Source organism: Pseudomonas sp. FEN (assembly GCF_904067045.1).
GTDB lineage: Bacteria > Pseudomonadota > Gammaproteobacteria > Pseudomonadales > Pseudomonadaceae > Aquipseudomonas.
In genome coordinates, this window is record NZ_CAJFDC010000001.1 from 292633 (window position 1) to 310980 (window position 18348).

General features: G+C 62.5%; 19 protein-coding genes. 10 read left to right on the forward strand and 9 right to left on the reverse strand.

What is annotated here, in order from left to right; genetic code table 11:
* Window positions 1-7: 7 nt before the first annotated feature.
* Together PFEN_RS01415 and PFEN_RS01420 are read left to right on the forward strand one after the other, a co-directional pair.
* Window positions 8-721, forward strand: a complete 714-nt coding sequence (locus PFEN_RS01415; protein ID WP_191485255.1) for a DUF3108 domain-containing protein — start codon at window positions 8-10, stop codon at window positions 719-721.
* A 350-nt stretch (window positions 722-1071) separates the two neighbouring features.
* Complete coding sequence (locus PFEN_RS01420; protein WP_191485256.1) at window positions 1072-1260, forward strand: hypothetical protein; 189 nt, start codon at window positions 1072-1074, stop codon at window positions 1258-1260.
* Between the two features lie 67 nt (window positions 1261-1327).
* Here the strand turns inward: PFEN_RS01420 and PFEN_RS01425 are convergent, their stop codons facing one another.
* The 5 genes from PFEN_RS01425 to cysM all read right to left on the reverse strand — a co-directional run bounded on the left by PFEN_RS01425 (window position 1328) and on the right by cysM (window position 7455).
* Complete coding sequence (locus PFEN_RS01425) at window positions 1328-1873, reverse strand: DUF2058 domain-containing protein (RefSeq protein ID WP_191485257.1); 546 nt, start codon at window positions 1871-1873, stop codon at window positions 1328-1330.
* A 25-nt stretch (window positions 1874-1898) separates the two neighbouring features.
* Entirely contained in the window at window positions 1899-2732 is an 834-nt protein-coding gene (gene mazG, locus PFEN_RS01430; RefSeq protein WP_191485258.1) for a nucleoside triphosphate pyrophosphohydrolase, read from the reverse strand.
* Between the two features lie 105 nt (window positions 2733-2837).
* Window positions 2838-5081 carry a GTP diphosphokinase gene (gene relA, locus PFEN_RS01435; protein WP_191485259.1) on the reverse strand — a complete coding sequence of 748 codons (2244 nt, stop codon included), beginning with the start codon at window positions 5079-5081 and terminating at the stop codon, window positions 2838-2840.
* Window positions 5082-5200: 119 nt separating this feature from the next.
* Window positions 5201-6553 carry a 23S rRNA (uracil(1939)-C(5))-methyltransferase RlmD gene (rlmD, locus tag PFEN_RS01440; protein ID WP_191485260.1) on the reverse strand — a complete coding sequence of 451 codons (1353 nt, stop codon included), beginning with the start codon at window positions 6551-6553 and terminating at the stop codon, window positions 5201-5203.
* On the reverse strand, window positions 6553-7455 hold the full coding sequence (gene cysM, locus PFEN_RS01445) for a cysteine synthase CysM (protein WP_191485261.1): 903 nt from the start codon (window positions 7453-7455) through the stop codon (window positions 6553-6555). The genes rlmD and cysM overlap by 1 nt, the downstream gene beginning before the upstream one ends.
* Before the next feature lie 319 nt (window positions 7456-7774).
* Here cysM and PFEN_RS01450 point away from each other — a divergent pair, with 319 nt between their 5' ends.
* From PFEN_RS01450 to PFEN_RS01460, 3 genes are all read left to right on the forward strand, one after another.
* Window positions 7775-10528, forward strand: coding sequence for a response regulator (locus tag PFEN_RS01450; RefSeq protein ID WP_191485262.1), 2754 nt, complete (start codon window positions 7775-7777; stop codon window positions 10526-10528).
* Between the two features lie 147 nt (window positions 10529-10675).
* On the forward strand, window positions 10676-11110 hold the full coding sequence (locus tag PFEN_RS01455; protein ID WP_191485263.1) for a hypothetical protein: 435 nt from the start codon (window positions 10676-10678) through the stop codon (window positions 11108-11110).
* Window positions 11110-11514 (forward strand): META domain-containing protein, encoded by a 405-nt coding sequence (locus PFEN_RS01460; protein WP_191485264.1) that lies wholly within the window; start codon window positions 11110-11112, stop codon window positions 11512-11514. The genes PFEN_RS01455 and PFEN_RS01460 overlap by 1 nt, the downstream gene beginning before the upstream one ends.
* Window positions 11515-11523: 9 nt before the next feature.
* On the opposite strand, the gene PFEN_RS01465 is transcribed toward PFEN_RS01460, so the two are convergent.
* A complete protein-coding gene (locus PFEN_RS01465; protein WP_191485265.1) occupies window positions 11524-11985 on the reverse strand; it encodes a TlpA disulfide reductase family protein in 462 nt (153 codons plus the stop codon).
* A 117-nt stretch (window positions 11986-12102) separates the two neighbouring features.
* On the opposite strand from PFEN_RS01465, the gene arsC reads away from it, so the two are divergent.
* From arsC to PFEN_RS01480, 3 genes are read left to right on the forward strand one after another with little or no spacing between them, the layout of a single operon-like run.
* Complete coding sequence (gene arsC / locus PFEN_RS01470; protein WP_191485266.1) at window positions 12103-12456, forward strand: arsenate reductase (glutaredoxin); 354 nt, start codon at window positions 12103-12105, stop codon at window positions 12454-12456.
* Window positions 12453-13058, forward strand: a complete 606-nt coding sequence (wrbA, locus tag PFEN_RS01475) for an NAD(P)H:quinone oxidoreductase (protein ID WP_191485267.1) — start codon at window positions 12453-12455, stop codon at window positions 13056-13058. Before arsC ends, wrbA begins: the two co-directional genes overlap by 4 nt.
* A complete protein-coding gene (locus PFEN_RS01480) occupies window positions 13051-13467 on the forward strand; it encodes a DUF2069 domain-containing protein (protein WP_191485268.1) in 417 nt (138 codons plus the stop codon). Before wrbA ends, PFEN_RS01480 begins: the two co-directional genes overlap by 8 nt.
* Before the next feature lie 202 nt (window positions 13468-13669).
* Here the strand turns inward: PFEN_RS01480 and PFEN_RS01485 are convergent, their stop codons facing one another.
* Window positions 13670-14341: a DNA-3-methyladenine glycosylase I gene (locus PFEN_RS01485; protein WP_191485269.1), complete on the reverse strand. Its 672-nt coding sequence runs from the start codon at window positions 14339-14341 to the stop codon at window positions 13670-13672.
* Complete coding sequence (gene ttcA, locus PFEN_RS01490; RefSeq protein ID WP_191485270.1) at window positions 14342-15166, reverse strand: tRNA 2-thiocytidine(32) synthetase TtcA; 825 nt, start codon at window positions 15164-15166, stop codon at window positions 14342-14344.
* 406 nt (window positions 15167-15572) lie between these two features.
* Between ttcA and PFEN_RS01495 the strand changes: the two genes are divergently transcribed.
* Entirely contained in the window at window positions 15573-16175 is a 603-nt protein-coding gene (locus tag PFEN_RS01495) for a Yip1 family protein (RefSeq protein WP_191485271.1), read from the forward strand.
* 135 nt (window positions 16176-16310) lie between these two features.
* A complete protein-coding gene (locus tag PFEN_RS01500; RefSeq protein WP_191485272.1) occupies window positions 16311-16805 on the forward strand; it encodes a SprT family zinc-dependent metalloprotease in 495 nt (164 codons plus the stop codon).
* 148 nt (window positions 16806-16953) lie between these two features.
* Here PFEN_RS01500 and PFEN_RS01505 read toward each other — a convergent pair whose 3' ends face one another.
* Complete coding sequence (locus tag PFEN_RS01505) at window positions 16954-18135, reverse strand: CaiB/BaiF CoA transferase family protein (RefSeq protein ID WP_191485273.1); 1182 nt, start codon at window positions 18133-18135, stop codon at window positions 16954-16956.
* Window positions 18136-18348: the final 213 nt, after the last annotated feature.

The window sequence follows — 18348 nt, forward strand, 5'->3', positions numbered from 1 at the left end:
AGATTTTATGCGTCGTGCCCTGCTCTTCGCCCTTACCCTGCTCGCCTTGCCGGCCGTGCAAGCGGCGGATCTTCAACCTTTCTCCGCCAGCTACACCGCTGACTGGAAGCAACTGCCCATGAGCGGTTCGGCCGAGCGCAGCCTGTCGAAAAACGACAATGGCACCTGGACCTTGAGCTTCAAGGCTTCCATGGTCATCGCCAGCCTGACCGAGGCCAGCACCATTCGCCTCGACAAGGACACCCTGTTGCCACAGAGCTATATGTTCGAACGCGGTGGACTGGGCAAGGCGAAGAAAATCGACCTGGATTTCGACTGGTCTTCGAAGATGGTCACCGGCACCGATCGCGGTGACCCGGTCAAGGTACCGCTCAACAGCGGCATGCTGGACAAGTCCACCTATCAGTTGGCCTTGCAGCGCGACGTCGCGGCCGGCAAGAAAAGCATGAGCTACCAGGTGGTCGAAGGTACCGACACCGACACCTACGACTTCCGGGTGCTGGGTGCGGAAAAAGTCAGCACCAAGGCCGGCTCGGTCGATGCGATCAAGGTCGAGCGCGTGCGCGACCCGACACAGAACAAGCGCACCACCGTGATGTGGTTCGCCAAGGACTGGGACTACTTGCTGGTCCGCCTGCAACAGGTGGAAACCGATGGCAAGGAGTACAACATCATGCTCCAGGAAGGCACCGTGGCCGGCAAAGAGGTCAAGGGCAGCTGATTCTGGTTGCAAGAAAACGCCCCGCGAATGCGGGGCTTTTTTATGCCCGCTCACTGCTGCATCCAAGTGGATGTCGCCAGGCTCAAGGGCCTCTTCGCGGCGGAGCGGCGTCCCGCATAACCACGCTTGCAGGCATCTGGAATGCTGTTTTGCAGCGCCCCAAGATGAAACTTTTGTCAGAAAACTTCAGCTCGAAACACGCAAACCCAACCAGTCCGGGCCTTCGGCCATTATTGCATTTCCGGCAAGAGTAAATTCTGTCTGTTACCGACTTACATAGGAAGCTAATGAATTATATAACAGAGGCCTGCGACGCGTTGCCGCAGTTCAACAGAGACTGGAGCTTGCAGATGACCGTAAAAGTAACCGAACGCGATGATGCACATATGTCCCATGAAGTCGTAGCCCATGGCATTCGAATCTGGGACGTCCATCAGCAGGACTTGCTGGTAGGCATGTTTCACAACGAGGCCGACGCGCATAATTATAAAAACGAGCTGGAAACCCTCGAGAAGCAACGCGAGATGCAGGTGTCCTGAACGCCTGGTAATGACAGACTTGTAAAACAACAAACCCCGCTTGGCGGGGTTTGTTGTTTTCAACCGATTACCACATCAGATCGTCCGGGATCTGGTAGGCCGCATACGGATCATCCTCGTCCGGCACCTGGGTCTCGCTCAGGATATTGAGCTGGACGATACGCTCAGGGGCCCGCTCCTGGATCTTCAGCGCCGCCTCCCGGGGAATCACCTCGTAACCACCGCCGTGATGGACAATCGCCAGGGAGCCGTTGCTCAGCTTGTTGCGCATCAGCGTATTGACCGACAGGCGCTTGACCTTCTTGTCGTCGACGAAGTTGTAGTAGTCCTCGGTGGTCAGCTTGGGCAGGCGCGAGGTTTCGATCAGTTGCTTGACCTGGGCCGCACGGGCCTTGGCCTCGACCTTTTCCTGCTGCTGGCGGTTCAGTTCCTGGTCGCGCTTGACCTTCTCGGCCTGCGCTTCCCGGGCCAGGCGCGCCTGGGTATCGTCAGCCTCGACCTGGCCCTTGTGGACCAGGCGCTGCTGTTTCTGTTTCTCTTTGCCGACCTGCTTGGCCTGCTTCTGGTTGACCAGTCCTGCTTTGAGCAACTGGTCGCGAAGGGAAAGACTCATGGTGCTTACTCACTTGGGCAACGGCTCAGCCGCAGCTGGGCCTATTCTTTTCCTGACGTTTGGCTTCGCCCCACAAGGCGTCCAACTCTTCGAGGGTGCAATCTTCCATGGGACGGTGGGTGTCGCGCAATGCCTGTTCGATAAAACGGAAACGTCTGTCGAATTTACCATTGGCGCCACGCAAGGCATTTTCCGGGTCGACCTTGAGGTGCCGGGCCAGATTGACCACGGCAAACAGCAGGTCGCCCACTTCATCGGTGATCGCCGCCGGGTCATTGTCGACCATGGCTTCGAGTACTTCATCCAGTTCTTCGCGGATCTTGTCCACCACCGGCAGCGCGTCCGGCCAGTCGAAACCGACCCCGGCCGCGCGCTTCTGCAACTTCGCCGCCCGGGACAGCGCCGGCAGGGTGGCCGGCACATCGTCGAGCAGGGAAAGCTGTTCCGGCGCGCGATGGTTCTCGGCGCGCTCCTGCGCCTTTATCTCCTCCCAGCGCAGCTTGACCTGTTCCTCGCTCAAGCGCGGCAGGTCCACTGGTGCGTATAGATCGCCGGTGGGAAAGACGTGCGGGTGACGACGGATCAACTTGCGGGTGATGCTGTCGACCACGCCGTCGAATTCGAAACGCCCTTCTTCCCGGGCCAGTTGGCTGTAATAGACCACCTGGAACAGCAAGTCGCCCAGCTCACCCTGCAAGTGCTCGAAGTCGCCGCGCTCGATGGCGTCGGCGACTTCGTAGGCTTCCTCCAGCGTGTACGGGACAATCGTCGCGTAGGTCTGCTTGATGTCCCAGGGGCAGCCGTACTGCGGGTCGCGCAGACGGGCCATGAGGTGGAGCAGGTCTTGAAGGTTGTACATCGATGATGATCTCGTTGTGGGAGCGGAGCTTGCCCGCGAAGCTTTTTAGTAGCCTCAGGGACCTCTTCGCGGACAAGCTCCGCGCCCACAGGTTTGATAGCAATCTTACGGGATGCGATTGCGCCGGGTCTCGATGATGTTCGGCAACTGGGAAATCCGCCCCAGCAACCGCCCCAGCGCATCCAACCCGGGAATCTCGATGGTCAGGGACATCAACGCGGTGTTGTCCTCCTTGTTCGAGCGGGTGTTGACCGCCAGCACGTTGATCCGCTCGTTGAGCAGCACCTGGGACACGTCACGCAACAAGCCGGAACGGTCGTAGGCGCGGATGATGATATCCACCGGATAAGTCAGCACCGGCACCGGGCCCCAGCTGACCTGGATGATCCGCTCCGGCTCGCGTCCGGCCAACTGCAACACCGCGGCGCAGTCCTGGCGGTGAATGCTTACGCCACGGCCCTGGGTGATGTAGCCGACGATGGCATCCCCTGGCAGTGGCTGGCAGCAGCCAGCCATCTGGGTCATCAGGTTGCCGACGCCCTGGATCTGGATATCGCCGCGCTTGCCCGGCTTGTAGCCGGTGGCCTTGCGCGGAATCAGTTCCAGCTGTTCATTGCCACGCTCCGGCTCCACCAGTTGCTGCGCGGCATTGACCAGCTGCGCCAAGCGCAGATCGCCCGCGCCAAGCGCGGCGTACATGTCCTCGGCGGTTTTCATGTTGGCCTTGTCGGCCAGCTTGTCGAAATCCACCTGTGGCAGGCCCAGGCGCGCCAACTCGCGTTCGAGCAGGGTCTTGCCAGCCGCGACGTTCTGGTCGCGAGCCTGCAACTTGAACCAGTGGACGATCTTGGCCCGCGCCCGCGACGTGGTGATGTAACCCAGGTTCGGGTTCAGCCAGTCGCGGCTCGGCGTGCCGTGCTTGCTGGTGATGATTTCCACCTGCTCGCCGGTCTGCAGGCTGTAGTTGAGCGGCACGATCCGCCCGTTGATCTTCGCGCCCCGGCAGTTGTGACCGATCTCGGTGTGCACCCGATACGCGAAGTCCAGCGGTGTCGCGCCCTTGGGCAGGTCGATGGCATGGCCGTCGGGGGTGAAGATATAGACCCGATCCGGCTCGATATCGACCCGCAACTGCTCGGCCAACCCGCCGATATCCCCCAGCTCTTCGTGCCATTCCAGCACCTGACGCAGCCAGGAAATTTTCTCTTCGTAGTGGTTGGAACCGGACTTGACGTCGGTGCCCTTGTACTTCCAGTGGGCACACACCCCCAGCTCGGCTTCTTCGTGCATGGCATGGGTGCGGATCTGCACTTCCAGGACCTTGCCTTCGGGACCGATCACCGCCGTGTGCAATGAGCGGTAGCCGTTCTCTTTCGGGTTGGCGATGTAGTCGTCGAATTCTTTCGGAATATGCCGCCACAGGGTGTGGACAATGCCGAGCGCGGTGTAGCAGTCGCGCATTTCCGGGACCAGCACACGGACCGCGCGCACGTCATAGATCTGGCTGAACTCCAGACCCTTGCGCTGCATTTTGCGCCAGATCGAATAGATGTGCTTGGCCCGGCCGCTGATATCGGCCTTGACCCCGGTGGCGAGCAATTCGTTTTCCAGCTGGTTCATCACCTCGCTGATAAAACGCTCGCGGTCCAGCCGCCGCTCATGCAGCAACTTGGCGATCTGCTTGTACTGATCGGGTTCCAGGTAACGGAACGACAGGTCTTCCAGTTCCCACTTGATATGCCCGATGCCCAGGCGATGGGCCAGCGGCGCATAGATATCGAAGACCTCGCGGGCCACGCGATTGCGTTTCTCGTCGTCGGCGGTCTTCACCGCGCGGATCGCGCAGGTGCGCTCGGCCAGCTTGATCAGCGCCACGCGCACATCGTCGACCATGGCCACGAGCATCTTGCGCAGGTTCTCCACCTGCGTCTGACTGCCGAGGACCTGGGACTGGCGCGGGCTGAGGCTGGCGCTGATGGCGGCCATGCGCAGCACGCCATCGATCAGCTTGGCGACCACCGGACCGAACTTCTGGCTGACCGCGGTCAGGGGGATCTGCCCTTCGCGCACGCAGCGATACAGCACCGCCGCCACCAGTGAATCCTGATCCAATTTGAGATCGGCGAGGATCTCGGCAATCTCAAGGCCAGTGCTGAAACTGGAACCACCTTCGGGCCAGAGGTTCTGTGCCGCGTTGGTCTGTTGTTCGGCAAGCCTCGCGTATTCGCAGGCTTGCTTCAAGGCCTCACGGTCCAGCGCCAGATCGACGCTCACCGTATGATCGAGCCATGCCTCGAGATTGATACTGCCGTCGGTGTTGATCGGCTGGTGTGCTCTCACCTGTACCATCTTGCTTACCTTCCCTACGACGCAGATTCAATGCGTCAAAATCGCTGACCTGTTGTGGCCCCTGCATTCTGGCTGGGCTGACAGAGTACGGAGGCGGTCAGTCGGACCAGACGAGCATCCTAGCTCGCTACAAATAACGCCATGGCCTCGACATGCGCGGTCTGCGGAAACATATCGAGGATCCCGGCACGTTTTAACCGGTAGCCCTGCTTGATCAATTCAACCGTGTCGCGCGCCAGCGTCGCTGGATTGCAGGACACGTATACCAACCGTTCGGCACCCAGGGCGGCGAGCTTGCCCACCACCTCGAAAGCACCGTCACGGGGTGGGTCCAAGAGTACCGCAGAAAAGCCGTCTTTGGCCCAACCGGCATCACTCAAAGGCAGGGATAAATCGGCCTGAAAAAAATGTACATTATGCAGATTGTTGCTCAGGGCATTGGCGGCGGCACGTTCGACCATGCTCGCCACGCCCTCCACCGCCACCACTTCGCGCACCTGACGGGCCAGGGGCAAGGCAAAGTTGCCCAACCCGCAGAACAGGTCCAGCACACGCTCATCGGCACCGCCGTTCAGCCAGTCCAGCGCCTGGGCAACCATGGCTTCGTTGACGCCGGCGTTGACCTGCACGAAGTCGCCCGGTCGATACGCCAACTCCAGGTCCCAGGTGTCCAGGTGATAGCCCAGCGGCAATGTCGGGTCTACCGGCTGCGGGCCATCTTCGCCATGCAGCCAGAGTTGCGCGCCATGCGCGCTGCAAAAATCTCGCAGCACTTGCAGGTCCTGCGCCGACAGTGGCGCCATATGCCGCAACAACAATGCCAGCGCCGAACCGCTGAACAATTCCACATGGCCCAGGGCCTGGGGTTTGCTCAAGCGCCGCAGCATCGCTGGCAATTCGCGCATCAGCGGTTGCAAGGCCTGTACCAGCACCGGGCAGTCGTCGATGGCGACGATATCCTGGCTGGAGGCGGCGCGAAAACCGACCTCCAGGGTCTTGCCCTTGGCGTCCCAACGCACGGCCACGCGGGCGCGACGCCGATAACCGAATTCCGGACCGGTCAGGGGCGCCGCCCACTCCAGCGGTTCGACGCCGGCGACACGCGACAGTTGCTCGGCGAGCATGCGCTGTTTCAGGGCAAGCTGGTCGTCGTGGGGCATATGCTGCACGCTGCAGCCACCGCAGCGTCCGGCATGGGCGCAAGGTGCGGGACGGCGCTGTTCGCTGGCGAGGAACACCCGTTCGGCACGCGCCTCGACCACCTTGCCGTGGGCCGCCAGCACCCGCGCCTCAACCTCTTCGCCAGCGAGGGCGCCGGCGACGAACCAGGTGCGCCCGTCAATAAAGGCAATGCCACGTCCGTCGTTGGACAGCCGCTCGATGCTCAGGCGCTGCTTCTTGCCAGTCGGTACTTGTGGCGCCCGGCTACCGCCAGTGGGCTGGAAGCGCAGGCCTCGTTCGTGCTTGGCCATCAGTTGGGCGCGTCGTAGATGCCGGTCGACAGGTAGCGGTCGCCGCGGTCACAGATGATCGCGACCATCACCGCGTTCTCGACTTCCCGCGACAGGCGCAACATCGCCGCCACCGCGCCGCCGGAGGAGACGCCGCAGAAAATGCCTTCCTCGCGAGCCAACCGGCGCATGACGTCCTCGGCTTCTTCCTGGGCCATGTCGACGATACGATCGACCCGTTCGGCCTGGAAAATCTTCGGCAGGTATTCGTGGGGCCAACGGCGGATGCCCGGAATCGAGGCGCCTTCCATCGGCTGCAGACCGACGATCTGCACGTCGGGGTTCTGCTCCTTGAGGTAGCGCGACACGCCCATGATGGTGCCGGTGGTGCCCATGGAACTGACGAAATGGCTGACGCTGCCCTGGGTCTGGCGCCAGATCTCCGGACCGGTGCTGGTGTAGTGCGCCTCGGGGTTGTCGCCATTGGCGAACTGGTCGAGCACCTTGCCACGGCCTTCGGCCTGCATGCGCTCGGCCAGGTCGCGGGCCCCTTCCATGCCCTCCTCGCGGGTCACCAGGATCAACTCGGCGCCATAGGCGGTCATCGCCGCCTTGCGTTCGGCGGTGGAGTTGTCCGGCATGATCAGGATCATCTTGTAGCCTTTGATCGCCGCGGCCATGGCCAGGGCGATCCCGGTGTTGCCCGAGGTGGCTTCGATCAGGGTGTCGCCGGCCTGGATCTGCCCGCGCAGTTCGGCGCGGGTGATCATCGACAGTGCCGGACGATCCTTGACCGACCCCGCGGGGTTGTTCCCTTCGAGCTTGAGCAACAGGGTATTGCTGGTGACGCCGGGCAGGCGCTGCAAGCGGACCAGGGGCGTGTTGCCGACGCAATCGGCGATGGTGGGGTACTGCAAGGTCATGGCGTATTCGCAATCCAGACTGCGGGGGCTGACATCATACCGACAAACGTCGGCGCTCCATATCACGCAAAGTATGGTGCTTATGGTTTATAGGTATAAGCCATAAGCAGCGTGTCACCTTCAATTGCCAGAATACCCGGCGAGCCCTCGGCCGCGGGTGGTTCGCCGAGGGGGCGATCCATGCAATCCTTGCGAACTTTGCGAGATTTACCGCCCTGCAAATGGCTACACTGCGCAAGTGGAGCGGGCGCAGGACGCGCACGCCGATAATCGAAGATGGCCGTGTCTGCTGGACGCTGTATCTGATGGAGACTGTGGCGTGCTGAAAAACCTCGGTATCAAAGGCCGCGTATTACTGCTCACCCTGCTGCCGACCACCCTGATGGCGTTGGTGCTGGGAGGTTATTTTACCTGGCTGCAACAGTCGGACCTGCAGAGCCAGTTGCTGCAACGCGGCGAGATGATCGCCGAACAGCTCGCGCCGCTGGTTGCGCCAGCCCTGGGTCGCAACGATGTCGACCTGCTGGAGCGCATCGCCACCCAGTCCCTGGAGCAGACCGACGTGCGCGCCGTGTCCTTTCTCGGCGCCAACCGCGAGCAACTGGCCCATGCCGGCCCGAGCATGCTCAACCAGCCGCCCATCGGCAACAGCAGCCACCTGTTGCAGCGCACCGGCAACGATGCCACCCGCTACCTGCTGCCGGTCTTCGGCCGGCACCGTAATATTTCCGGCGATCTGGTCCCGGAAGAGGCCGACCGCCTGCTGGGCTGGGTCGAGCTGGAACTGTCCCATAACAACATGTTGCTGCGCGGCTATCGCAGCCTGTTCGCCAGCCTGTTGCTGATCACCACCGGCCTGCTCGGTACCGCGTTGCTGGCCCTGCGCATGAGCCGCACCATCAACGCGCCACTCAGCAAGATCAAGCAAGCCGTCGCCCAGCTCAAGGAGGGCAACCTGGAGACCCGCCTGCCAGCGCTGGGCAGCCAGGAACTGGACGAATTGGCCTCGGGCATCAACCGCATGGCCGAGACCTTGCAGAACGCCCAGGAAGAATTGCAGCACAGCATCGACCAGGCCACCGAAGATGTGCGGCAGAACCTGGAGACCATCGAGATCCAGAACATCGAACTGGACCTGGCGCGCAAGGAGGCCCTGGAGGCCAGCCGGATCAAGTCCGAGTTCCTCGCCAACATGAGCCACGAGATCCGCACCCCGCTCAACGGTATCCTCGGTTTCACCCACCTGCTGCAGAAAAGCGAGCTGACCCCACGCCAGCTCGACTACCTGGGCACCATCGAGAAGTCCGCCGACAGCCTGCTGGGGATCATCAACGAAATTCTCGACTTCTCGAAGATCGAAGCCGGCAAACTGGTGCTCGACAGCATTCCGTTCAACCTGCGCGACCTGCTCCAGGACACCCTGACCATCCTCGCCCCGGCAGCCCACGCCAAGCAGCTCGAACTGGTCAGTCTGGTCTATCGCGACACTCCATTGTCGCTGATCGGCGACCCGCTGCGGCTCAAGCAGATCCTCACCAACCTGGTGAGCAACGCGATCAAGTTCACCCGCGAAGGCACCATCGTCGCCCGGGCCATGCTCGAGGAAGAACACGAAGACAGCGTGCAGTTGCGCATCAGCGTGCAGGACACCGGTATCGGCTTGTCCAACCAGGACGTCCGGGCACTGTTCCAGGCCTTCAGCCAGGCCGACAACTCGCTGTCGCGGCAACCCGGCGGCACCGGCCTGGGGCTGGTGATCTCCAAGCGCCTGATCGAGCAGATGGGCGGCGAGATCGGCGTCGACAGCACCCCGGGCGAAGGCTCCGAGTTCTGGATCAGCCTGAGCCTGCCAAAGACCCGCGACGACATCGAAGATCTACCCGCGCCCCCCTTGCTCGGGCGCCGCGTGGCCGTGCTGGAAAACCACGAACTGTCCCGCCAGGCCCTCCAGCACCAGTTGGAGGATTGCGGACTGGAAGTCACCCCGTTCAACAGCCTGCAGAATCTGGTCAATGGCGTGACCGGGGCGCACCAGACCGTCCAGGCCATCGACCTCGCGGTCCTCGGGGTCACCGCCCAGGAAATGCCACCGGAACGACTGAGCCAGCACATCTGGGACCTCGAACACCTCGGCTGCAAAGTGCTGGTGCTATGCCCCACCACCGAGCAGACGCTGTTCCAGCTCTGCGTGCCCAACCCCCACGGCCAGCTCCAGGCCAAGCCGGCCTGCACGCGCAAATTGCGCCGGGCCCTGGCGGAGCTGATCACCCCACGGCCGGCGCGCCAGGAACCCATCGAGCCCCTGGGCAGCCGGGCGCCACGGGTACTGTGTGTCGACGACAATCCGGCCAACCTGCTGCTGGTCAAGACTCTGCTCGAAGACATGGGCGCCTGGGTGCTGGCGGTGGACAGCGGCTACGCGGCGATCGACGCCGTGCAGCGCGAGGCCTTCGACCTGGTGCTGATGGATGTGCAGATGCCGGGCATGGATGGTCGGCAAAGCACCGAGGCGATTCGCCAATGGGAGCATGAGCGGCAAAGCACGCCGCGCCCCATCGTCGCCCTCACCGCCCACGCCATGGCCAACGAAAAACGCGCCTTGCTGCAAAGCGGCATGGACGACTACCTGACCAAGCCCATCAGCGAGCGACAGCTGGCCCAGGTGGTGCTGAAATGGACCGGCCTGGCCTTGCGCAACCAGGGGCCGGAACGCATCGGCGAACGCGGCCACGGCGGCAGCGAACTGCTGGTGCTCGACCCGGACGAAGGCCTGCGCCTGGCCGCCGGCAAGCCCGACCTGGCCGCCGATATGCTGGCGATGTTGCTGGCTTCGCTGGAAGCCGACCGTGAAGCGATTCGCCAGGCCCGCAACGCCAACGACCACAACGCCCTGATCGAACGCGTGCACCGTCTGCACGGCGCCACCCGCTACTGTGGGGTGCCGCAATTGCGCGCGGCCTGCCAACGCAGCGAAACCCTGCTCAAGCAGGACGCCCCGAACGCGCGCCAAGCGCTGGAGGAGCTGGACATGGCCATCGCCCGCCTCGCCGCCGAGGCCCGTGTCAGCGCCTGATCCACGACAACCGCTTAGCAGACGGCCGGCGCTGGCCGGTTGGCCGGCCCAGCCCGCCGCGTCGTCCCTAACCGGATCGAAGGTCGCACGCCGCTGCCATTCGCCCGGCGCCTGCGTGCTAGCATACTGGCCATATTTGGAGGACCCATGGTCGAACACGATTTCCGCTATAGCCTGATGAACCCGCAACACACCCTGACTGAATGCCGCGCCCTGGTGCCGGGGCGCTATCAGGTCACCGGCAACGGTGGCTCGATCCGCGCCGATGACGTCCTGCTGGTGACCCTCAAGGGTAGCAAGGACCTGTCCATGCGCCTGACCGTGGACACCGTTCGCCACCTGATCAACCCGCCAGGCCAATGGGTCGCGGTCGCCAAGGGGCCGATCTTCGGCGAACTGGCGATCCACCAGTGGCAAGTCAACTGCGACGGTTGCGCCAAGGAACTGAACTTCGAATTCGCGGTGGACGCCAAACTCGGCAACGCCGCGCAAAAACCGGCCGCCACGGCGCGTATCGCCGAGCTGGGTTGGACCACACAGGGCGAGAAACACCTGTGCCCGAGATGCCAGGAGGCAGAGTAATGAAACGCGCGGTGATTCTGGGAGTGCTCGGTGCCAGCCTGTTCGGCTGCGCCGGCGAACAGGTGCAATTACAACAGGATCACAGCTACGTGCTGGAATGGATCGGCGAACGTCCGTTGATCGACAACAGCCACTTGAGCATTACCCTTGGCGACGATGGCCGGGCCTATGGCACCGGCGGCTGCAATCACTGGTTCGCGCCCTACACCCTGGACGGCGCGAACCTGAGCTTCGGCAAGGTCGGCAGTACCCGCAAGCTCTGCGCACCGGCGCTGATGGAGCAGGAAAGACGCTTCCTCCAGGCGCTGGAAAATGTCCAGCGCTGGGACATCTCGCCCATCGAGCAGGTGCGGTTCTGGCCACGGGAAGGCAAGCCGCTGCGGCTGTGGTCGGAAGAAGGCTGAGGCTGAGGCTCAGCCTCGCAAGGCCTTGAGCCTGGCCAAGAGCCCTGCCGCGGTCTGTTCGCCGAGCAACTGTTCGCGCACCTTGCCCTTGTCATCGATGATGTAGGTCACTGGCAAGGCTTCGCTGCGCGGCAGATCGAAAAAGTCCGCCGGGTCCTGGGCCAGCACCGTGAAACGGATGCCCAGGGCTTCGCCGGCCTTGCGCAGGTCATCGCCCTGCAAACCATCGAAGTTCACCCCGAACACCTCCGCCGACTGCCCCTTGAGCTGCTCGGACAAAGCGTTCAACTCCGGGATCTCGGTACGGCACGGACTACACCACTCGGCCCAGTAGTTGAGCACTTTCCACTGCTTGTCCAGGCGCTCGGACGCGACCTTCTGGCCGTGCTGGTCAACCCCGTAATCGTTGCCACAACCGCTCAGCAGCAACACCCCCATCATCGCCAATGCGGCGACCAATCGCCTCGCCATGTGCTGCATCCCCCTCATCGAATGAGTCATCGACCGCGACCCTTTACCTCACAAGGTTCAGGAGCGCTCGCCAGACAGGTAGAATACCCGCCACCTTACGCAAGATGCGACCCGCACATGACCGATCTGACGCTTTATCACAACCCGCGCTGCTCGAAATCCCGCGGTGCGCTGGAACTGCTCCAGGACCGTGGCCTCACCCCCACGGTCGTGCACTACCTGGAAACCCCGCTGAATGCCACTCAACTCAAGGAACTGCTGGGCAAGCTCGGCATCGGCGCGCGCCAATTGCTGCGCACCGGCGAGGATGAGTACAAGCAACTGAACCTGGCCGATCCGCAGCTCAGCGAAGCGCAGCTGATTGCCGCGATCGCCGAACATCCCAGGCTTATGGAGCGGCCGATCCTGGTGGCCGGCGACAAGGCGATCATCGGTCGCCCAGCGGAGAACGTACTGGAGATCCTGCCGTGAGCACACCTTACGTTCTGGTGTTGTTCTATAGCCGTAATGGTTCCACCCGCGAAATGGCCCGGCAGATTGCCCGCGGCGTCGAGCAGGCGGGCCTTACGGCACGCCTGCGTACCGTACCGGCGATCTCCAGCCAGTGCGAAGCCGTTGCGCCGGAGATCCCCGAGGAAGGCGCGCTGTATGCCAGCCTCGACGATCTGAAGAACTGCGCGGCCCTCGCCCTGGGCAGTCCGACCCGCTTCGGCAATATGGCGGCACCGCTGAAATACTTTATCGACGGCACCAGCAACCTGTGGCTGACCGGTGCGCTGGTGGGCAAGCCGGCCGGGGTCTTCACCTCGACCTCGAGCCTGCACGGCGGCCAGGAGAGCACTTTGCTGTCGATGCTATTGCCGCTGTTGCACCACGGCATGCTGGTCACCGGCCTGCCCTACAGCGAATCGGCCTTGCTCGACACTCGCGGTGGCGGCACGCCCTATGGCGCCAGCCACCATACCGGGGTCGACGGCAAGCGCGCGCTGGACGAGCATGAAATCGCTCTGTGCCGGGCACTGGGCATGCGCCTGGCAAAAACCGCCCTGAGCCTGGAGAACGGTCGTGGCTAGAAAGCCCAAAGTGTTGCCGGCCCAGGCCTGGCTGGAACCACGCGTGCGCTGGAGCCGTGGGTTGGCGCTGGCCTGTTTTCTCGGACTGATGGTTTTTCTGAGCATCTATTACCTGATATTCGCCGACCTGCACGGTGCGCGACCTTGGGTGATCCTGTCGATCGAACTGGTGCCGCTGCTGCTCTTGCTGCCGGGGATGTTACTGGGCAGCGCGCGTGGACACTCGTTCACCTGCTATGTGGTGAACCTGTACTTCATCAAGGGGGCGTTGGCGGCGTTCGATCCCAATCGGCAGCTGTTCGGTGTGCTGGAGATGGCCGCGAGCGTGGCGGTGTTCTGTAGCGCGATGATCTATGTGCGCTGGCGTCATCAGTTGAATCGGCGATTGGCCGGGGAAGGCCAGGCGTAGAAGTGTCTGCGCCGAGTGAGGCCCCGTGGCGAGCGGGCTTGCCCGCGTTGGGGCGTGAAGCGCCCCTGAAACCGCTGGTTGCGGTGTATCAGATAGAGCGTGGTGTCTGATTTTACGGCTGCTTCGCAGCCGAACGCGGCGGCGCGGCGTTCCGACAAACCCGCTCGCCACAAGTACTCGCTCGCCACGGAAGTCCGGCGCCTCAATGATTGGTGGTGTACGCCAACATCATCGACAACTGACACATCGGCCGGCCGCTTTCGGCATGCCACTGGTTGAAGGCCTCCTGTACGATCGCCAGATCGCGCAGGCTGGTGGGCGCCTTGTCGATGACGTTCTGCGAATTGAGCGCCGCGACCACATCACGGGTCGGGATGAAAGTGTCCTTGCCCACCATCCGCAAAAAATGCAGCGCCGACAGCCCGCCCAACTGATGGCCATGGTTGGCCAGGTACTTCCACAGTCCGGTAATTTCAGTCACCGGCCAATCGGCGATCAACGCACCGAAACTGCCCTTCTCCCTGGCCACGTCCAAAACCATCTGCGCATTGCGCGGCACGCTCTTGAGCTTGCCCAGGTGGCGAATGATCCGTGCATCCTGCATCAGCCGCTCCAGGTGCTCGGCGCCCATCAACACCACTTTTTCCGGGTCGAAGCCAAAAAACACCTGCTCGAACACCGGCCACTTGGCGTCCACCAGACTGTGCTTGAGACCGGCGCGGAAGACCCGCAAGGCAATCATCGACAGATAACGATCATCCGCCAGCGCACGCAGTTGCTCTGGACTGGCCGGTACAGGCAATTCAGCCTCCAGCGCGGCTGCCGAACCAAAGCGGTTCAGGCAGTACTCATGCAACCATTTGTAGTCGCGCATTCAGAGGTTCACTACATTGACGAAGCGCGAGGCGGCGGTCTCATCGATTCGAAGGTGGGTAAAGTCGAACAGGTTGCGGTCGGCCAACTGCGACGGCACGACGTTCTGCAAGCCGCGGAAGATGCTTTCGGTACGACCCGGGGTCTTGCGCTCCCACTCCTGGAGCATTTCCTTGACCACCTGGCGTTGCAGGTTCTCCTGGGAGCCACAGAGGTTGCAAGGAATGATCGGGAACTGCTTGAAGTCCGAATAGGCCTGGATATCCTTCTCGCTGCAATAGGCCAGCGGCCGGATCACCACGTTACGCCCGTCGTCGGCCCGCAGCTTGGGCGGCATGGCCTTGAGCGAGCCGTTGTAGAACATGTTGAGAAAGAAGGTTTCGACGATATCGTCTCGGTGATGCCCGAGGGCCATCTTGGTCGCGCCGATCTCGTCGGCGAAGGTGTACAGCGTGCCACGACGCAGGCGCGAACACAGCGAGCAGGTGGTCTTGCCCTCGGGCACCAGCTCCTTGACCACCGAATAGGTGTCCTTCTCGACGATGTGGTACTCCACGCCCAGCGCTTTCAGGTAGGCGGGCAACACATGCTCGGGGAAGCCGGGCTGCTTCTGGTCCATGTTCACGGCGACGATATCGAACTTGATCGGTGCCACTTTCTGCAAATGCATCAGCACGTCGAGCATGGTGTAGCTGTCCTTGCCGCCGGACAGGCAGACCATGACCTTGTCGCCCTCTTCGATCATGTTGAAGTCGGCGACCGCCTCACCGGCTTGCCGACGCAGGCGTTTCTGCAGTTTGTTCTGATTGACCGAAAGAGTGCCCATAGCCCTTGAAATCCGTGAGGTGTGTCGAAAAGCCGATTATTTTACCCATAAACCCACGGCAGGCGAAGACTCCGTGGCGGGAGCAGTGTTTGTGTGGGAGCGGTGCTTGCCCGCGAAGCTTTTGGCGTTCTCCAGGTCCCCTTCGCGGCGGTGCGGCGATCCGACAAGCTCCGCTCCCACAGGTATCTGGTGCACAGGTTCATGGGTTCATGGGTTCATGGCTCAGCATACAAATGCGACAATGCGATTACAGCCTTGCCCGACAGTTCAATTTGCTCTAAAGCCCTCCTCCCAGCCTCCCTATACTGCGACATAAGGTCGCATACAAATCCAGACCTGACTTCGGCCACTTGGCCCGCAGGCGCTCCATCGGGGGGCGATGGCAATAACAAAAGGAGTGACAGGCATGATCCATCACGTAGTCGGACTGTTCACCCATCCTGATCAGGAGTGGCGGCAGATCCGTGGCGATGCCGAGGAAAGCATCGGCCACATGTACCTCACCCACACCTTGATCCTGGCGGCCATCCCGGCCATTTCAGCCTTTATCGGCACCACCCGGATCGGCTGGGTCATCGGCAACCGCGCACCGGTGATGCTGACCCAGGACAGCGCCATCTGGATGACGCTCATGTCCTACATCGCCATGCTTGGCGGCGTGGCGGTGATGGGCGCGTTCATCCACTGGATGGCCCGCACCTACGACGCCAACCCCAGCCTGGCGCGTTGCGTGGCCTTCGCCACCTACACCGCCACACCGCTGTTCATCGGCGGGCTTGCGGCGCTCTACCCGCATATGTGGCTGGGGATGATCGTCGGCACGGCGGCCATCTGCTACACGGTCTACCTGCTGTACGTCGGCCTGCCGACCTTCATGAACATCCCTTCGGACGAAGGGTTCCTGTTCTCCAGCTCCGTGCTCGCCGTCGGCCTGGTGGTGCTGGTGGCGATCATGGCCTTTACCGTGATTGTCTGGGGCCTGGGCGTCGGCCCGATCTATACCAACTGAATAAAACAAAGCCATAACTGCCAACACGGGCCGCCGCAAGGCGGCCTTTTGGCGCGCCACGACCATTCGGCGCCTGACCGATTCGGAAATCCCCGGGTTTACGGCATACTCGGTGTCTCTGGAGATCCGTAAAGCATGCCCGAGCAACTCAAGACCCGCGTCGAAGACTGTTTCCAACAAGCCGAAGCCTTTTTCAAACGACCCTTCAAGCGTCCAGTGGTCAGCCTCAAGCTGCGTGGCCAGAAAGCCGGCGTGGCGCATCTGCATGAAAACCTGCTGCGCTTCAATCCGCAGCTGTACCGGGAAAACAGCGAAGACTTCCTCAAGCAGACCGTGGCCCATGAGGTGGCGCACCTGATCGCCCATCAACTGTTCGGCGAACGTATCCAGCCCCATGGCGAGGAATGGCAGTTGATCATGCGTGGGGTCTACGAACTGCCGCCCAATCGCTGCCACACCTATGAAATCCAGCGCCGCCGCGTGACGCGCTATATCTACCGCTGCCCGTGCGCCAACAGCGACTTTGCGTTTTCCGGCCAGCGGCATCGGCTGGTGAGCGAAGGCCGGCGTTATCTGTGCCGACGTTGCCGGCAGACCCTGGTGTTCAGTGGTGAAATGCGGGTGGAGTGAGTTTTTCAAGCAAGGGTGGCCTTGCGGCCTCTTTCGCGGGCAAGCTCCGCGCCCAGAGGTTTTCGCTCGTACACAAAATCCGGACTCGCCCAGGAACCTTGTGGGAGCGGAGCTTGCCCGCGAAAGCAATAGAACAGGCGCAATAACATCAAGCTATAACACCGGCCTCTCGCAACACCGCTATACGCTCTTCGCTATAGCCCAGCTCCCGCAACACCTCATCGCCATGCTCGCCCGGCCGCGCACCGATATGCCGAGGCGCCGGCAAACCCTGGGAAAACTTCAGCGGACAGGCCATCTGCGCCTGCGTGCCGCCATCCCCACGGGGCACCTGAACCACCACCTCCCGGGCCCGCAACTGTGGATGCTCGACCGCCTCGGCCAGGCTGAGCACCGGCTCGACGCAAGCATCCAACCCAGCAAACAGCGCGCACAGCGCCTCGAAATCACGCTTTTCGAATTCGACCTGTAGCGCCTGCTTCAACGCCTGTTGTGCCTCGGGCTCCGATAACAGCCCTTGAGCCGCCAATTCCGCTAGCCCCAGGGCTCCACACAACTGCTGCATAAACCCCGGTTCCAGGCTACCCACGGAAAACCAGCGCCCTTCCCGGCTACGGTAATAATCATAGAAACTGCCGCCATTGAGCATTTGCTCTTCCGGCCCCGGTTCAACCCCGCAAGCGAGAAACCCGGCTCCGGCCATGGCATTCAGGCTGAAGGCGCAATCCGTCATGCTGACATCGACGTACTGCCCCAGCCCCGTTTGCTGCCGGGCGATGACCGCCGCCAGCAAACCGATCACCCCATGCAACGAACCACCCGCCACATCCGCCACCTGCATCCCCAGGGGCAGCGGGCCGCCCTCCCGGCGCCCGGTATAGCTGGCCAACCCGGACAGCGCCAGATAGTTGATGTCATGTCCGGCGCGATCGCGGTAAGGACCGGTCTGGCCGTAACCGGTGATCGACACGTAGATCAACCGTGGATTGAGCGCCTTCAGGGTTTCATAGCCCAGGCCCAGACGGTCCATCACCCCGGGCCGGAACTGCTCCAGGAGGATGTCATGCTCGCGCACCAGGCGATGGATCACCGCCAGCGCCTCGGCCTGTTTCAAATCCAGGACCAGGCTGCGCTTGTTGCGGTTGATCCAGGCGTGACTGGCGGAGACCTCGCCGTCGTGGGGCGGCCAGGCCCGCAACAGGTCGAGGCGGCCGGGGGCCTCGATGCGCAACACCTCGGCGCCCATGTCCGCCAGCAACAACGAGGCGAACGGCCCCGGCAGCAATGTGGAGAAATCCAGTACCTTGAGTGACGCCAGCGGACCTTGCATGGGCTTTCCATTTTCCGGATCGACAGGCTCCAGCGTAGGCAGCCCGCCGCCCGGCGGCAAGCACCACAACGCCCAGCAGCACTGATCGTCCGTGGAGCCGGCTTGCCGACGATCCAGGCGCCCTGGATTGTCAGGCACACCGCGCCGATGCCATCGCCGGCAAGCCGGCTCCCATAAGGGCCGTGGCAAGCGTCCTGTCGGGACGTATCGCCC

Bases quoted from the DNA above. Each gene is read 5' to 3' on its own strand.
- PFEN_RS01505 (WP_191485273.1), bottom strand. From the start codon at position 18,135: ATGCAAGGTCCGCTGGCGTCACTCAAGGTACTGGATTTCTCCACATTG.
- cysM (WP_191485261.1), bottom strand. From the start codon at position 7,455: ATGACCTTGCAGTACCCCACCATCGCCGATTGCGTCGGCAACACGCCC.
- PFEN_RS01425 (WP_191485257.1), bottom strand. From the start codon at position 1,873: ATGAGTCTTTCCCTTCGCGACCAGTTGCTCAAAGCAGGACTGGTCAAC.
- PFEN_RS01465 (WP_191485265.1), bottom strand. From the start codon at position 11,985: ATGGCGAGGCGATTGGTCGCCGCATTGGCGATGATGGGGGTGTTGCTG.
- mazG (WP_191485258.1), bottom strand. From the start codon at position 2,732: ATGTACAACCTTCAAGACCTGCTCCACCTCATGGCCCGTCTGCGCGAC.
- PFEN_RS01495 (WP_191485271.1), top strand. From the start codon at position 15,573: ATGATCCATCACGTAGTCGGACTGTTCACCCATCCTGATCAGGAGTGG.
- arsC (WP_191485266.1), top strand. From the start codon at position 12,103: ATGACCGATCTGACGCTTTATCACAACCCGCGCTGCTCGAAATCCCGC.
- PFEN_RS01420 (WP_191485256.1), top strand. From the start codon at position 1,072: ATGACCGTAAAAGTAACCGAACGCGATGATGCACATATGTCCCATGAA.
- PFEN_RS01500 (WP_191485272.1), top strand. From the start codon at position 16,311: ATGCCCGAGCAACTCAAGACCCGCGTCGAAGACTGTTTCCAACAAGCC.
- PFEN_RS01455 (WP_191485263.1), top strand. From the start codon at position 10,676: ATGGTCGAACACGATTTCCGCTATAGCCTGATGAACCCGCAACACACC.
- relA (WP_191485259.1), bottom strand. From the start codon at position 5,081: ATGGTACAGGTGAGAGCACACCAGCCGATCAACACCGACGGCAGTATC.
- PFEN_RS01460 (WP_191485264.1), top strand. From the start codon at position 11,110: ATGAAACGCGCGGTGATTCTGGGAGTGCTCGGTGCCAGCCTGTTCGGC.
- ttcA (WP_191485270.1), bottom strand. From the start codon at position 15,166: ATGGGCACTCTTTCGGTCAATCAGAACAAACTGCAGAAACGCCTGCGT.
- PFEN_RS01415 (WP_191485255.1), top strand. From the start codon at position 8: ATGCGTCGTGCCCTGCTCTTCGCCCTTACCCTGCTCGCCTTGCCGGCC.
- PFEN_RS01485 (WP_191485269.1), bottom strand. From the start codon at position 14,341: ATGCGCGACTACAAATGGTTGCATGAGTACTGCCTGAACCGCTTTGGT.
- rlmD (WP_191485260.1), bottom strand. From the start codon at position 6,553: ATGGCCAAGCACGAACGAGGCCTGCGCTTCCAGCCCACTGGCGGTAGC.